12 protein-coding genes are annotated in these 15,780 nt (G+C 49.9%); 8 read left to right on the top strand and 4 right to left on the bottom strand.

Annotated features, from left to right (window positions below):
* The first annotated feature begins 5 nt into the window (after positions 1-5).
* The gene (locus tag M1D70_RS30480) at positions 6-1,556 is read left to right on the top strand and encodes a BCCT family transporter (protein WP_456288736.1); all 1,551 of its coding nucleotides are present in this window, start codon (positions 6-8) and stop codon (positions 1,554-1,556) included.
* 298 nt (positions 1,557-1,854) lie between these two features.
* Here the strand turns inward: M1D70_RS30480 and M1D70_RS30475 are convergent, their stop codons facing one another.
* Positions 1,855-2,730, bottom strand: coding sequence for an ABC transporter ATP-binding protein (locus tag M1D70_RS30475; protein ID WP_456288735.1), 876 nt, complete (start codon positions 2,728-2,730; stop codon positions 1,855-1,857).
* Positions 2,731-3,054: 324 nt separating this feature from the next.
* Between M1D70_RS30475 and M1D70_RS30470 the strand changes: the two genes are divergently transcribed.
* Positions 3,055-4,104 (top strand): NAD(P)/FAD-dependent oxidoreductase, encoded by a 1,050-nt coding sequence (locus tag M1D70_RS30470; RefSeq protein WP_096775683.1) that lies wholly within the window; start codon positions 3,055-3,057, stop codon positions 4,102-4,104.
* 77 nt (positions 4,105-4,181) lie between these two features.
* Here the strand turns inward: M1D70_RS30470 and M1D70_RS30465 are convergent, their stop codons facing one another.
* Positions 4,182-4,793, bottom strand: coding sequence for a TetR/AcrR family transcriptional regulator (locus M1D70_RS30465; protein WP_009591146.1), 612 nt, complete (start codon positions 4,791-4,793; stop codon positions 4,182-4,184).
* Positions 4,794-4,965: 172 nt separating this feature from the next.
* Here M1D70_RS30465 and M1D70_RS30460 point away from each other — a divergent pair, with 172 nt between their 5' ends.
* The 6 genes from M1D70_RS30460 to M1D70_RS30435 all read left to right on the top strand — a co-directional run bounded on the left by M1D70_RS30460 (position 4,966) and on the right by M1D70_RS30435 (position 11,564).
* The gene (locus M1D70_RS30460) at positions 4,966-6,144 is read left to right on the top strand and encodes a YhgE/Pip domain-containing protein (RefSeq protein WP_456288734.1); all 1,179 of its coding nucleotides are present in this window, start codon (positions 4,966-4,968) and stop codon (positions 6,142-6,144) included.
* Between the two features lie 202 nt (positions 6,145-6,346).
* The gene (locus M1D70_RS30455; protein ID WP_456288733.1) at positions 6,347-7,000 is read left to right on the top strand and encodes a response regulator; all 654 of its coding nucleotides are present in this window, start codon (positions 6,347-6,349) and stop codon (positions 6,998-7,000) included.
* A gap of 47 nt (positions 7,001-7,047) precedes the next feature.
* Positions 7,048-8,121 carry a sensor histidine kinase gene (locus M1D70_RS30450; protein WP_456290516.1) on the top strand — a complete coding sequence of 358 codons (1,074 nt, stop codon included), beginning with the start codon at positions 7,048-7,050 and terminating at the stop codon, positions 8,119-8,121.
* A 208-nt stretch (positions 8,122-8,329) separates the two neighbouring features.
* On the top strand, positions 8,330-9,265 hold the full coding sequence (locus M1D70_RS30445) for an ATP-binding cassette domain-containing protein (RefSeq protein ID WP_456290515.1): 936 nt from the start codon (positions 8,330-8,332) through the stop codon (positions 9,263-9,265).
* A gap of 29 nt (positions 9,266-9,294) precedes the next feature.
* A complete protein-coding gene (locus M1D70_RS30440) occupies positions 9,295-10,413 on the top strand; it encodes an ABC transporter permease (RefSeq protein ID WP_456288732.1) in 1,119 nt (372 codons plus the stop codon).
* Positions 10,413-11,564 (top strand): ABC transporter permease, encoded by a 1,152-nt coding sequence (locus tag M1D70_RS30435; RefSeq protein WP_456288731.1) that lies wholly within the window; start codon positions 10,413-10,415, stop codon positions 11,562-11,564. The genes M1D70_RS30440 and M1D70_RS30435 overlap by 1 nt, the downstream gene beginning before the upstream one ends.
* A 182-nt stretch (positions 11,565-11,746) precedes the next feature.
* On the opposite strand, the gene M1D70_RS30430 is transcribed toward M1D70_RS30435, so the two are convergent.
* On the bottom strand, positions 11,747-13,447 hold the full coding sequence (locus M1D70_RS30430) for a DUF4855 domain-containing protein (RefSeq protein WP_456288730.1): 1,701 nt from the start codon (positions 13,445-13,447) through the stop codon (positions 11,747-11,749).
* 27 nt (positions 13,448-13,474) lie between these two features.
* Positions 13,475-15,718 (bottom strand): helix-turn-helix transcriptional regulator, encoded by a 2,244-nt coding sequence (locus M1D70_RS30425; protein ID WP_456288729.1) that lies wholly within the window; start codon positions 15,716-15,718, stop codon positions 13,475-13,477.
* Positions 15,719-15,780: the final 62 nt, after the last annotated feature.

Raw genomic sequence — 15,780 nt, 5'->3', positions numbered from 1 at the left:
AGCTTGTGAAAGGAAGTTTACTGAAGAATATCGTGTTTTCGGTATCAGCTGTCATTATTGCCGTGCTGGCTATACTGGGAGCCGTTAAACCCGGCGCTTTTGGTGAAGTGGCAGGGTATCTGTACAGATTTACGACGAATACGTTCGGCTGGTTCTATTTGCTCTCGATCTTTGCGATTATCATATTTCTGATCTGGGTTGCGGCCAGCAAATACGGCACGATTCGCCTTGGCGGAGATAAGGAGAAGCCCGAGTATCCGTTCTTCACCTGGATCGGCATGCTGTTCTCCGCAGGATTTGGCGTGGGGCTGGTGTTTTGGGGCGTGGCTGAACCCATGAGTCACTTTTTTAAGACGCCCTTCGGAGGTGTCGAAGCACAAGGCGTAGACGCGGCACGCCTGGCTATGGGCTATTCCTTTTTTCACTGGGGGATCAGTCAATGGTCCGTGTTTGCCTTAGTCGGGCTTGTGATTGCGTTTCTACAGTTCCGCAAGCAGAAGGATGGGCTGGTGTCTACCGCGCTTGAGCCTGTTACCGGTTCAAGGCGCAGCGTGAAGAATATGATTGATATCCTGGCGGTCATTGCAACGGTCATGGGTATCGCTACTTCGATCGGACTCGGCGTTCTGCAAATGAGCGGCGGGTTGAATACCATTATGGGAATTAACAATGGCGTTGGATTGCAGTTATTGATGCTGGGGATTATTTTTGTCGCTTACATGATCTCGTCGACAACGGGACTGGACAAGGGGATTAAATACTTAAGCAACCTCAACCTTGCGATGGCGCTAGCCTTTTTATTGTTTGTGTTTATATGCGGACCCTCCGTATTCATCTTGGAGACGTTCACATTAGCGCTTGGCGACTACATTACGAATTTTGTCTCGTACAGTTTAAGGCTCCAACCCTATGCGGAAGGCACATGGGTACGGGAGTGGACGATATTCTACTGGGCGTGGGCGATTGCTTGGTCGCCGTATGTGGGAGCTTTTGTGGCAAGGGTATCCAAGGGAAGGACGGTTCGCGAATTCATTGTGGGCGTGATGGTTGTCCCCCCGGTCATTGCCTGTCTCTGGATCGCCGTGTTCGGCGGGACGGCCATCTGGTTTGACCTGCACGAGAACACCGGGATAGCCGCAGCTGTTAACGCGGATGTCACGTCGGCACTGTTCCAATTGTTCAACCAATTGCCATTCGCTTCCGTCATGAACGTGCTGGCGATCATCCTTATTCTGACGTTCCTGGTAACGTCCGCGGATTCGGCAACGTATATATTAGCCAGCATGACCACTTATGGCAGCTTGAACCCTCCCCAAACGGCAAAAATCGTGTGGGGCACGCTGATGGCAGCCATTGCCGGCGTCCTGCTGTATGCAGGTGGCCTTGAAGCCTTACAGACAGCTTCGCTGATTGCGGCATTGCCGTTCACCGTACTGCTGCTTCTGATGATCGTTGCGGTAGTGAAGCTGCTGAGCCGGGAGCCGATTCCGATTCGCAAGTCGGATTTGAAACGGTTTCGCCGTCTCGAAGAGGCTGCAAACCGTGGGAAGAAGTGAAGGCAAGCGCGAGGTACAGCAAAGTTCAGAAGAATTGGATTCAAGAGGGCACTCATGTGGTGTCCTCTTTATTTTTACAAAATAACTCAGAATTGAAAAAGCCCCCATCACACCTGCGGGCATGCAATGAGAGCATTGGTAGTCCATCAAAAAGTATCCGCGATTCCATGTTGACGCCGAGTGTAAGCAGGTCGTCTCCACGTAGGAGGATAACGCAATCACGCGCTGCGAAATTGGCAGGCACTTAAGCGGGTCCGTTCTCGGACTCCTATGTAATGGTCCCGGAACTCCGCAAGCGCTAAGAATGAACAGCAGTACGATAAACGGGATGAGCAGTTTCTTCGTAGTTGTCGTTATGCTCCGCCGTTTTGAGTATGTCCTCTTTTTCCCCTTTTAATAGATTATAAGTGATGCAGATCGGCTTCGCCGTGCGCGGATCGCGGCCGATCTCTGCGTCGATATGGAATACTTTCTTTAATACCTCGTGCGAAATGACGGCTTCCGGATCGCCGGCCTGAATGATATCTCCATCCTTCATCGCGATAATGTAATCCGCGAATCGTGCGGCTTGGTTCAAATCGTGCAGAACCATGACGATGGTCCGCTCTTGTTCGATATTGAGCCTCTCGAGCAGTTCCAGAATCTCCAGTTGATGCGCCATGTCCAGATACGTGGTCGGCTCGTCGAGGAAGATCATTTCGGTCTCCTGCGCGAGTGCCATCGCAATCCATACCCGCTGCCGCTGTCCGCCGGACAGAGCGTCCACCGAACGGTATTTATAATCCTGGGTTCCGGTAACCTCCAGCGCCCAGTCGATGACGTCCATATCCTGTTTGGTCAAGCGGCCAAAACCGCGCTGATGGGGATAGCGCCCGTAGGATACGAGTTCGCCGACCGTCAATCCGCCCGGCCCTTCCGGAGTCTGGGGCAGAATGGCCAGCTTCTTCGCCAGAAGCTTGGTGTTCATCTTGGCGATTTCTTCCCCGTCCAGAATGGCAGCCCCGGATTGATAAGGAATGATGCGGGTAACAGCCTTCAAAAGAGTGGATTTGCCGCAGCCGTTAGGCCCAATGATGGTCGTGATTCTTTTATCGGGAATATCTACGTTAAGACGATTCAATATCAGATTCTCGCCATAACCGACGCTTATTCGATCTGTACTTAGGCGAATCATCATTTCACCTCCAGAGTAGTTAGCTATCAAACGATAATGATTCTCAATTTCATCCATAAATATAATGTGAGGCTGCGCCGTTGTCAATAAATATCTTAATGGAAATTTCAAATAATATTCATGTTTCAGCCGAAAAATACCCATATATAGTTCAGTGGAATATTACAGGCCTATATCTAGGCGAAATTGTGACAAAATGAATTTTTTCTAAATGTTTGATTGTAAAAAGGGCAAAGGCAACGTATACTAATTGATAATGATAATCATTTACGTTACAAGGTGATCACAAACAGCCTTTTAATTTATAGACCGGGAGTGAAACGCATGAGTGGGAATGAGATATTTGATGTAACGGTTATTGGCGGAGGACCAGCGGGATTGTATTCCGCTTTTTATAGTGGACTGCGTGGCATGAAGACCAAGATAATAGAATATCAGCCCATGCTTGGCGGGAAGGTTCACGTATATCCGGAGAAAATGATATGGGACGTCGGCGGATTGACGCCGATTCCAGGCGCGAAGCTGATCGAGCAAATGGTTCAGCAAGGCCTGACGTTCAATCCCGAAGTGCTGTTAAACGAGAAGGTTGAATCGATCGCCCGCAATGAGGAAGGACTGTTCGAATTACATACGGCGAATTCCGGCGTGCATCTGTCCAAAACGGTCATCGTGGCGGTCGGCGGAGGCATCTTGAATCCGCAGAAGCTGGAGATTGAAGGAGCCGAGCGGTTCGAAGTGTCGAACCTGAACTACACCGTGAAGTCCCTGCAGCATTTCAAGGGCAAAACCGTCATTGTGTCCGGCGGAGGGAATTCAGCCGTAGATTGGGCGAACGAGCTGGAGCCTGTGGCGAAGAAGGTCTACCTGGCCTATCGCAAGGACGAATTGTCAGGCCATGAAGCCCAGGTCGAGCAGCTGATGAACAGTAAGGCGACCTGCCATCTTAATACATCGATCACGAAGCTCATTGCTTCGGATAATCATGAGGTGATTGAGCGGGTAGAATTGACGAATAATGCGACAGGGGAAGTTTCCTATTTAGCCGTAGACGAGGTCATCATTAACCATGGCTATGAACGGGATATGTCGCTGCTGGAGAACAGCAACCTTGATATTCACCGGGTGGATGACTACTATATCGCGGGCAACGCAAGCTGTAATTCTTCCATACCGGGACTGTATGCTGCCGGCGACATCCTGCATTTTGACGGGAAGCTGCACCTGATTGCAGGCGCCTTCCAGGATGCCGCGAACGCGGTGAACAGCGCGAAGCAGTTCATTGAGCCTGATGCCAGGAAGTACGCGATGGTCTCTTCGCATAACGAAGTATTCAAGGAGCGCAATCGCGAATTAGTGAAGCAATTGATCAATTAGAACACGGGCATGCGTATACATGCATGTAACGATAGAAGAGAAGCGAGGGAACCTCCGCTTCTCTTTCTTTGCGTTCCCTATGGTTTTTGAACAATCCCTGAAGTGATCAACGGGCCGTAGTTGATCAGCTGCGTCATCATGATGCCCATCTCTCTTGCGGACTTGTTCATCCCGGACTCGATCCAGTGTATGACCAAGCCGATATTGGCGGAGATCATATAAGCGATCAGGTAATCGCTTGGAATGATCTGATTCCCGCCTGTGGGCATTCTGAACGCATGCTTGGCAAACATATGCTCCTTCATGAACTCCCTGAATTGCCGAACGAAGGAAATGTCCCCATTCGGGCCGACAATAGCCTTGAAGAAGTCGGCGTGCCGGACGAGCTCTTCGAATATTTGTTCTGACGCCGGATAAGGCTCTCCCTTTTCCGCATAGTCCCTGGAATCCCTGGGATCGATATGGACCACGATCTTCTCAATCTTCTGAAGCACCTCTTCCTTGATCTTATCCAGCATATCCGGCACATCCCGATAATGCAGATAGAAGGTACCGCGGTTGATATTGGCGCGATTGGCGATATCGGTGACGGTAATTGCGCTGATGTTTTTTTCGCCCATAAGCTCGAACAAGGTTTGCCGCAGCAGCTGATTGGTCCGGACTTGCCTACGATCCGCCTTTTTAGTCAAGGAATTCCCCTCCAAGTACAATGTGAAGACTTAATCAACAGAGGGCTCGTACACTGATTAGTAATGAACACTCCGCTGAAAGCTGATGATTGAACAAATCTCTCTCTTCATTATAATTAACGCTGTGATTATTAATCAACAGTCTGTTCATTAATAACGAGGAGTGATTGATATGGGGTTTTTAAGACAAAAAATGCTGTGGATCGGCGCATTGGTTGTCCTTCTGGTGCTGGCAGTCTTCGGCGTAGCCATGATGGGGGCGATCGCGGGAGCGAAGCCGAAGGCGCTTCCCGTTGCGCTTGTCGCCTTGGATCAGCCGGTTGAGTTGCCAAGCGGCGAAACCCTCGCTGTCGGTGACATGATGAAAGGAATGCTGCAGGGAAACTCGCAGATGCCCATTCAGTGGGAGATCGTGATTTCGGAAGCGGAGGCAAGGGAAGGGCTCGACAGCCAGAAGTATTACGGTGCCCTCGTGCTGCCTGAGAACTTAAGCGCGGGTATCTTGTCGCTGCAGTCGCCTGCTCCGAAGCCCGCTGTGGTGCAGGTGCTGGTGAACGAGGGGATGAGCACGCAGGCATCCGCCGCGGTGAAGCAGATGCTCGGGCAAGCGATGAAGATGGCGGGAGCGGAGCTATCCAAGCAGGCATTGACCATGATCGGCACGCAGACGGATATGCTGCCGGTCACAACCGCGCAGGCCCTGCTGACCCCGTTCGAGGTCCACGAAGAAGTCGTTCATCCTGTGGGTGCTAACCACGCAAGCGGCAATGCGCCGGGGATGCTGGTACAGATTCTATGGATCGGCTGCCTGATCATTAGCGTATTCCTGTTCCAGGCGCTGCAGAAAGCAGTGGCTGAAGGCAGCGGCCGGGGAATCGCGATACTGCTGCAAGGTGCTGCCGGTTTGCTCCTGGCGGGTCTGACCTCCGGTTTTCTGGTATGGATGGCTTCCTCGTGGTATGGCATGGAGCTTGCGAACGGGGGCAGCGTATGGCTGATGCTGTGGCTGGCCGGTTCCGCTTTTTTCCTTCTACAGTCGACCTTGTTGAACTGGATCGGGCTACCGGCCATGGGCATCTTGGTGCTCCTGATGTTCTTCTCGATGCCGCTTCTCAATATGGCGCCGGAGTTTTTGCCCCAGGCAACGCAGGACTGGCTGTATTCCTGGACGCCGCTGCGCTTTGCCGCTTCCGCTCTCCGGGATGTGATGTATTTTGACGGATATGCTCCATCTTCTTCGCATTCCGCGGTAATGTGGTTTATAGCCGGAGGTTTTCTTGTTCTGCTGCTGGCCTCGACATTCAAGAAAGGGAGACGTTCAGACAAGAGAAAATCAATTGCCGCTTCTTAATAGAATAGGTTGGCACCTAAGCAGTGCGGGGTTCATCCCTGCACTGCTTTCTTAGTTTGCTCAAGCCGACCGGTTCATGTGGACGGGATCATGCCAAAGTCGCAGCATCGGGACGTTGCTCCCTTTATTATAGTGAATAAAATACTATCGTTCTTCAGGATGGCAGGCTGTATAATCCTGAATAAGGGAGCGTGAGCGTAAATTGAAGATTAAAGTGATCATTGCGGACGATAACTCATTTATCAGGGAAGGCATGAAGATCATTCTGGCGACGTTTGATGAGTTCGACGTGGTGGCGACCGTCGAAGACGGACAAGAAGCGGTCGCCTTTTGCGAAGCGCACGAAGTGGATGTGGCGCTGATGGATGTCCGGATGCCGAACCTGAATGGCGTTGAGGCCACGAAACAGCTCACGGAGCGTACGAAGACCAAGACGCTGATCTTAACGACCTTCGACGACGATGAATACATTACCGATGCGATCCTGAATGGCGCCAAGGGTTATCTGCTAAAGAATAACGACCCGGAACGGATTCGGGATGCGATCAAAACCGTGTACCACGGCCATCATGTGCTCCAGGACGTCGTACTGGATAAAATCAAATCCGGGCTGTCCCCCGGAAAGCCTGATAAGACAGACAAGGCAGACAAGTTCGACCGAAGCCTATTCACCGAAAGGGAACTGGATATTATGGCGCTCATTGCCAAAGGGCTGGCCAACAAGGAAATCTCGAAGAAGCTGTTTATTTCCGAAGGCACGATTGCCAATCACATCACTTCGGTTCTCAGCAAGACAGGTTTGGAGCATCGAACCCAGATTGCGATTTTTTATCTGACGGGAGAAGTGAATAAGTGAGCGAACGCCGAAACTATGCCGAACTGTGGGTCATCGGGTTCAAAAGCATGTTGTTCCTGTATGTGATCAGCCAGTCGTATGCCTCTGATCTTGCGATGACGCCATGGTATATCCTTGTCGTTCTTCTCTACCTGTCCGTGAATGTATCCGTCTATATTTTCAAGAGCCGAAGCATACAGCCGTACCTCATGCTTCTTGCGATTCTTGTTGCCATGGCTTCCTCATTCTACATCCATCCGCTGCTCCTCATACTGCTTCCCGTGAATCTGTACGAGCTGTTGTCGCTTTACGTTCGCAGGAGCTGGATGATCCTGATCCCCCTGCTGGTTCCAGCGCTTATCGTGCCTCAGGGGTTTGTTATGACCTATGTTTCTACATCCGTTCTATCCTATATTTATCTTACGATGCTCAGAACCTTTGTTAACCGAGCCGCATCCTACCAGGAGCAGAACGAGCAGATGCATCGTGAACTCGATCGGTTGACCCAGCGGCTGAGCGAAAATAATGAGTACATCCGGCAGTTTGAATATATGTTCAAGCTGGAAGAGCGAAACCGGCTGTCCCAGGAAATTCATGACAAGATCGGGCATTCCATGACGGGAGCGTTGATTCAGATGGAAGCGGCCAAGCGCTTGATGACATCGAATCCGGACAAGTCCGCCGAGCTGCTGCAAAATGCCATATCCATCTCTAAAGAAGGCATTGAGAGCATCAGGCTGGTTCTGAAGAACGTGAAGCCCCCAACGGAGCAGCTCGGCATCAACCGAATGCGTTTATTTCTGGAGGAGTTCTCCGCTCAGCACCCGATCAAGACCGTATTAACGCATGAGGGCAATATGGATGTGATTACGCCGCTTCAATGGAAAATCATTCAGGATAACACCCAGGAAGCGTTAACCAATACGATGAAGTATGCGAATGCAACGGCAGTCTCGTTACATATCGAAGTTCTGGGCACCATGATCAAGGCCAAGGTCAGCGACAACGGCAAGGGCATGCAGAAGGTAATCAAGGGTCTTGGGATTATAGGCATGGAGGAACGCGCCGCGGTCGTGAATGGAACCGTGATCGTGGATGGCTCGAGCGGCTTCTCGGTGACCACTCTAATTCCTTATAGCTAAAGCTGGTAAGCGCATTTGGCGGGTTAGGGATATCGGTTCAAACAAGACATTCCCCACAAGGGTGAAGATTTGGATCGTCAATAACATGAATATTCTCATGGGTAAGGATGAACTTGTGCACTATCGCAAGGGCATCCTTTTTTCGTACGATACATACAGATCAAGTCCACCGGTTGATGCGTGGATGGAATATGGAGGCGAAAAACGTATGAACGTGCTGGAGATCAAAGGGCTCACGAAAAAGTTTGGGGATTTCATAGCGGTAGACCAGCTGTCGTTGAACATACGGGAAGGCGAGATTTTCGGCTTCCTGGGCGCGAACGGAGCAGGCAAGAGCACAACCATCAATATCATATCGTCGCTCATGCCCATGACCAAGGGAGAGGTTCATATCCTGGGCAAGAATCTGACGAAGCATCGAAGGTTCGCGAAGCAGCAGATCGGCGTGGTTCCGCAAGAGGTCGCGATTTACGAGGATCTGACCGCATATGAGAATGTTCATTTTTTTGCCGGATTATATGGATTGAGAGGGTCGGAGCTTAGGAGCAGGGCCGAAGAGGCGCTTGCCTTCGTCGGACTTAGCGACAAACATAAGATGTACCCGAAGAGCTTCTCCGGAGGCATGAAGAGACGACTGAATATCGCTTGCGCGATTGCCCACAGACCGAAGCTGATCATCATGGATGAGCCGACCGTCGGCATCGATCCCCAATCGAGGAACTATATCCTGAACTCGGTCAGGAAGCTGAACGAGATGGGCAGCACGATCCTGTACACGAGCCATTATATGGAGGAAGTGGAGGAGCTCTGCACTCGGATTGCCATCATCGACCACGGCAAGATCATAGCGGAGGGCACGAAGGCACAGCTGAAGGCCATTATTACGGACCAGAAGGATATCGGGATCGAAGTGCAAACGGCCGCCCATCTTGAAGCGAACAAGTTGAAGGAGATTGCAGGCGTCAAATCGGTTGAAGTGAAGGAGAATATCGTGCACATCAGCTCCGACGCAGGAGTCAATAACCTGAATAAAATCATTCAGCAATTCATGGCGCAAGGCATTGAAATTCGTTCCGTTCAAGCGTCCGAGCCGAATTTGGAAACGGTGTTCCTAACGCTGACCGGCAGGAGCCTTCGGGATTAGCAGACTTAGGAAGAGGGAGGTGGAAGTACATGAACGTACTGAGAATCGCGCTGAAGGAGATGAAGATCGTCCGGGAGCCGCAGATGCTGGTATTCATGCTGGCAACCCCGGTGCTGCTCATTCTGATCCTGGGGACGGCGCTTTCGAATGCTTTTAACGGGAGTACCACGATTGGAGACATTCGGGTGTTATACCATAACAACGGAGCAGAACCCGCGCTTACGGAGCAATGGCAGGCATTCATGCAGGAGGCGGAGCGCTCATCGGGCATCGTCTTTGATCAAGTCGAGGAAGGCATGGACGGAGGACAGGAAGTGAGAAACAACCGGTACACCGGTTACGTGGAGATGGACGGCCAAGGCATCCGTTATGAGGGAAACAGCCGCAGCAGCCTGGAGAACGGGATTGTGCAAGGGATGCTGTCCGCATTTACCGACCGGTACCGGCTGTCAGCCGAAGCCGCGAAGATCGATCCGGCATATGAGAGCAAGCCGCTTGTTGATGATGGAGGGAGCTATGTGCTGGAGTCTTCCATACAGGGAGCGAGGCAGCCGGGTTCGCTTGATTATTTTTCGATTGCGGTCACCACAATGATCATCCTGTACAGCGCCTTGACGGCAGGCGGACTCATCGATAGTGAGCGAAAGCGAAATACCGCACAGCGCCTACTGGCCTCACCAGTGACGAAAGCCGAGATTTTTGCCGGAAAAATAATAGGCACGCTCGCAATCAATGCCGTATTTGTCATCATCGTTGTGCTGATCAGCAAATATATGTTCAATGCCTATTGGGGAGAGCACCCCATCATGGTATTCCTGGTGTTGTTCACCGAGATCCTGTTTGCGCTCAGCCTCGGGCTCGGCATCAGTTATGTGCTGAAGGGAAATGCAGCCGGAGCTGTCATCATGGTCATTATTCAACTGGCTGCCTTCTTTGGCGGAGGGTATACGCCGGTTTCTAGCACAACGGGATTCATGAGGGAGGCTGCAACGTATTCTCCCTTGCATTGGTCCAATGAAGCGCTGCTGCAGCTCATTTATTCAGGCAGTGGATCGGCGGCCATGCAGGCGATGATGCTGAATATCGGTTTTTCCATCCTGCTGCTGGCCATAGCCATGATTTCGATGCGAAGAAGGGAGGGACTGTAATGTTGAAGGATATGCTTTGGCTCATTCGAAAGACGATATTGACCTCGTTGAAGGATTATAAAAATCTGCTGCTCGTTATTGCGCTTCCCATTGTCGGCATTCTGCTATCCACCTTAATCTACAAGGGCTCCGGAGATGCTTCCGTTACCCTCGGCATCGTGAATCACGATATCGAACAGAAGGTCACGCAAGATACGATCGATTTTGTTGCTCAATTGGAGCATACCGAGGCATCGGTCATTAGGGAATCGGAAGCGGATGACTTGGTTGTGTCGGGTGAGCTGGATGCGGTGCTGATCTTCCCCGAGGGGTTTGCTAAAGGCGTAATTCAGGGGACACCCGAGCCGGTCCGGATCGAATCGATTAAGGGCGCTCAGGTTACGGGGTATGTCAAATCGTATCTGAACGCGTACGTCCAGAATATTTCATCCATGGGGGTTATAGCGGGTGGCGACGCCGCCGCGTTTAACGAATTATACAGCGGTTATCGCGGTTCTACGTTTCAATTGTCCACGACTACCGTTGCGGATCAATCGGCCAATCATGATATGACCAACCGGACGATCGGTTACTTGGTTGTGTTCATGTTATTCTCCGCCGTGAATCTATCGGCATTGACGATCCGGGATCGCGAGAACCGTACGTACTATAGACTCTTATCGTCGCCTATTACGGCCCGCAGTTACGTCTTCTCGAATGCCATCGTGAACATCGTTCTGATGATGATCCAGATTGCGGCCACCTTGTTCGTCATGACCCGGTTCTTTCATATCGAGCCAGGCATTCCAATATGGCAGATGTTTCTGATTCTGTCGCTGTTCGCTCTGGTCGCGGTTAGTTTATCGCAGGTCATCGTCGCGTTCTCGGACAGCACCATGATGGCTAACGGAATCCAGACGATGGTGATCATGCCGACATCGCTGCTGGCGGGGTGTGTATTCCCGCTCTCCGTGATGCCGGAAGCAATTCAGCGAATCGCCGATTTCCTGCCGCAGTATTGGCTGCTCGATACGTTCGGCAAGCTTCAGCAAGGAAGCGGCCTGAACGACGTGATTCTGAACGTGGCGATTCTGCTGGCTTTTGCCTTGGCCTTATCGCTGATTGCAACCTACAAGTTCGCAAGAAATAGAGATACGCAGAGCTATATTTAAATTTAATGGCGGGGTCTCCTTGTACTTCACATCGGATGACCGACTATAAGCGATCAGGAGCTTGCTTGAACAGCACAGCTCCTTTTTTCATTAGTCTTAAACCGAAGTATTAAATAAAGCAAGGCCATCCCAATCGGGATGGCCTGCGTATCGCTCTAAATGGTATGAATGGTTCGGGCTATTTAAGGTCTGTACTTGCCCTTTATGAACTTGTACATGTCATCATAGGTGGCGCGAACTGCCGGTTCATCAGATCGTGCCGCTTGGAGCAATGTGTCATTCCCTTGATAGTAGGCTCTAAAAGTATCCTTTGCATAATCGAATTGGATAGCACCGTTAAGATAGTCATAATATTTCTGCCTGAAGTTGGCATCTGTCAGGATACGCTCATCGAACTCCATCTCCATCCCCATCCCGAGTGATTTAGCCCAATCAGCCGCATCCCGTATACGATCCAGCGGACTATCCGCTTGGAAGAAATAGTTTGGCTGATAGGCCACAGCATCAAAACCTAATTCCTTCCATGTGAAGAATTGATAGCCACGCAGATGTGGAATCCAGTAGAATAACAAGTCGTTGTCATGAACGATGTTAGACGCGTGTTTTATCAACTGTGCATCATTCGTACCGTCCGGCGCTACTTCTTCGTTTAGCCAATATAATCCGGCAAGATTAAGATTATCGTAACCCTTCGCGTCCCAGCGCTGGATCAACTGATCGATATACCAGTCGACCGCTTTCTTCTTGCTTGCGAGCGAAGCATCGGCACCGACTTGAGAGGCGTTGAAGTTCTCCGTAATACCGTCGCCATCTACGTCTCCGAAATTAGTCTGCGGTTCAGCCGGGTAGGGAACCATAAGAACCACCGGGTATTTTTCAGTGGATTTACCACCCGGCTTGCCGAGCTCCTTCATTACTTCTCCCACTGCAACGTTCAAGGCATCCAGATCTCCGTCGGTGGCGAATGTCTTATCCAAATACCATTTCCAATCGTCCCAATTGGACCCGTTAAAGGACATGGCGAATGAACGGCCAGCAGGCGAACTGAGACCCAGATAGAGAATGCCATCGAATAACCAATCAGTCGGCGTTCCGTTCTGATCTACATGCGCGAGATAAGGAATCAGTTTCTCCGTTGTCCAGTCCCCTAATCCCTTATTGTAATGTCCATTATACAAAAGAGCCAAATTGGAGATACCGCCGGTCTGGGCGCCAGGCTGCAGATATTGTTCCTTCTCATGGGGAACCGTTGCACCTTTGATATGTCCGTCCTGGCCTATGACCTGAATTTCGTCCAGAAGCACCCATTCCTTGGTCGTAAACCGGACTTTAACATAACGGGAGAAGGCCGCCGAAGAATTATCTCCTCCCCCCGGAACGCCGTCTTTCACAGCGTCCCATTCGAAGGTGTATCGGGGAGGGTTAACACCGATCCAGAACGCCACAGGTGGCCCTGCATGCTTCAGCGCCGTCCAGTCTTTCCCGTTTTTCGAGGTATAGATCGACACCGCGTTCGGATATTGAATCTTTGCGGATGGGATCTGCAAGAAGTTAGCGCGAATGGACGAGACCGATTGATCGCTGCCAAGGTCAATCGTGATGACTCGGCTGGAACCTTTGTAGAATCCGGTCCATGCCTCGTCGGCAGGGTCGTCGCTTGCCAGTACGCCGTCGGTCAATTCGCCGCCCGTATCGGGGTAGGGATCATTCGCCGGCTCCGAGACAGTATAAGGCTTGCCTAGCGCTACATTCATTTCGTTCCCTCCATTATTGCCGTTCGATGCTAACTGCGGTTGCGATGAATCAGCTTGCGCAACGGGCTGCAGAATGCCCGTCAACAGCAATGCAGATAGAAGATAGCTTCCGATTCGCCTAAATTTCATTATGATTCCTCCTTAGATTGGATATGATCACATCGCCGAATCCATGTATTCATCCGGCTTGATGCCTTCATAACGGGCAAATGCGCGTTTGAAGGAATATACATTTTCATAGCCTACACGGCGGGCGATGTCATCGATGCCGCATTTTCTTTCTCTCAACAACTCCTTAGCCATTTCCATACGAAGCCGGCATAAATAATCATAAAAATTGATTCCGGAAACTTCTTTGAAGATTTTGGATGCCTTGGAAACCGACATTTGAAATATTTCGGCGAGCTGCTTTAACGAAATGTCGGCGCTGGTGTAATTTTCGTTGACATACTGCAGCAATTGGCTGCCTGCTTCAATTGTCAATGATGTGTTGGAATACCGGTTCCGCTCGCAAATCAAGGTTCCCAATTCATATACATAGCTCCACATCTCCCCGATATCTTCCCCTTTAACTCGATTAGCAAACTGTTTGGAGTAGATGCCTATATCGAGGTTAAGCTCATATAATACTCTCAACATCGTTTCCATTAACAATGAAACCAGATTGTTCATACTAGCTTTGGACAAATTGCGTTTTCCGTTTTCGGTACTGATTTCGTGCAGGATTTGCATCGATGTATCCAGGTTCCCGATCTTCAGATTATTAATTAGCTGCACCTCCCAATCTGTCGGATAATAATAGTCGACAATGGATTGGACAGCTTCCTCTTGTGATATGGGAAGACGGTCTCTCGAAAACAAGATATACTGCAGATTTTCATTGGCCGCATAATACGATTTACTGATACCGACAAGCCCTTCCTCAACGGTTCCTGACAATACATAAGGATGAAATCCGCAGGTCTGCTCGAGCTCCGCCGTAATGCTGACGGCCACTTGCTCCATAATGCCTTCCTGCCCGAAGATGCTCTCGGAGGATAAAATCAGCGCTTTATCCGCATTGGTCACTTCAAATAGTTCATAATCAAACCCGTACCGGTTCATAACTTTCTCGACAATCACAATCGTCATCATTTCGATTTTGCGTAAGCTATCGTAATTAGAGATATCGCGAATGGCGTGGAAGCTGATCAGCAATGTGCAATAATACATTTCATCGTTATAACCGATGCCGAATTTTTCTAATCCATTGATCTGCTGATCATCTGTAAAATAACCCTTGAGCAGGCGCTGGAACAAGTTGGATTTAGCGGCCTTTTCGTAATCCTGCATCGATCGCTGAAGCTTTTCATTTTCATGGATCAGCCGGTCAAACGACTTTTCGATGTAATTGTATTCGGAATCGAAGGTCGTGCTGTCTTTGACGTCATCATAACGGATCGATGCAGACAGCTTACTCAACAAAGCTCCCAGCGGACGATAACTGATTTTGGCCAACAAAAAGGCCATTAAGGTACCAATAGCGACAGAAATTAAAATGGCCAGCAGCGAGCTGAAGAGATTATTAATACCGATCACACTAGTATTAATATAGGATATTTTATATTCCAGATCGCTTTCTTTCGAAGGCACTACAAACTCATAGCTTTGACGGTCCTCACCTCCCTCCACGGCTACACCCCGGGTCTGTCTGTAGATCGGTTCTCCATGGGTTGTAATTAGAATTTCCTTGGATTCGATCCCTCCGAAACGGTGCATATAATCCGTAAAGTAAGCGCTATCAATAAATAATACAAGCACTCCCCGCGGATGATTTACAACCTCCAGGCTTTGAAAGATCGGGATCACGCGTTTGTTGTTTCCCCACAACTTCACGGTTACCGGCGGCATAATCTTGAAATACTGCTGTTCAAGAGTCGTATTTTGGATCATTTGCCGAATGTCGTTATCAAATACGGCGATGCCAGAGAAAAAATCATCTTCCGCAAAGGCCCCCCATGAAGAAAAAATCTGCTTTTTCTCCGGAAACATAATCATCCCGAAAGACAGAATATTCAAAGAGCTGACTGAATTTTCGAAATTCTTGCGGATTTCTAGCATTCTTATCAAATCAAACTCATTATCATACACATTCGTATTTTGCATCATCTTCTTAACCCATGATTCACTGCTCAACAGATTGCCCATATTTTTAAGCTCGTTTACTTTGTTATCGACGACTGCTGCAATCCGGTTGGCATCCGAGGTGTGCTTGTCATGCAACTGCTGCCGTTCCTCCTGGATGTTTCGCTGTACATTCAAGGTGCTGAACACGATGATTGGAATCAGCAAGATTGCGGTGTAAGACAAAAAGGTCTTTCTAAACGTGCCACTTCCAAAGTTTCCATGTCTCAAAGGCACCCCTCCTCAGGTTGAATTCCACTCCATTATGAAGCAGAAGGGGAAAATGGCGAACTCCCCTT

The organism is Paenibacillus sp. AK002 (assembly GCF_053903045.1).
The sequence above is the reverse complement of the archived record's forward strand: the minus strand, read 5'-3'. Positions and strand labels throughout refer to the sequence as shown.

Bases quoted from the DNA above. Each gene is read 5' to 3' on its own strand.
- M1D70_RS30445 (WP_456290515.1), top strand. From the start codon at position 8,330: ATGAACGTGCTGGAGATCAAAGGGCTCACGAAAAAGTTTGGGGATTTC.
- M1D70_RS30435 (WP_456288731.1), top strand. From the start codon at position 10,413: ATGTTGAAGGATATGCTTTGGCTCATTCGAAAGACGATATTGACCTCG.
- M1D70_RS30440 (WP_456288732.1), top strand. From the start codon at position 9,295: ATGAACGTACTGAGAATCGCGCTGAAGGAGATGAAGATCGTCCGGGAG.
- M1D70_RS30470 (WP_096775683.1), top strand. From the start codon at position 3,055: ATGAGTGGGAATGAGATATTTGATGTAACGGTTATTGGCGGAGGACCA.
- M1D70_RS30460 (WP_456288734.1), top strand. From the start codon at position 4,966: ATGGGGTTTTTAAGACAAAAAATGCTGTGGATCGGCGCATTGGTTGTC.
- M1D70_RS30430 (WP_456288730.1), bottom strand. From the start codon at position 13,447: ATGAAATTTAGGCGAATCGGAAGCTATCTTCTATCTGCATTGCTGTTG.
- M1D70_RS30450 (WP_456290516.1), top strand. From the start codon at position 7,048: ATGTTGTTCCTGTATGTGATCAGCCAGTCGTATGCCTCTGATCTTGCG.
- M1D70_RS30475 (WP_456288735.1), bottom strand. From the start codon at position 2,730: ATGATTCGCCTAAGTACAGATCGAATAAGCGTCGGTTATGGCGAGAAT.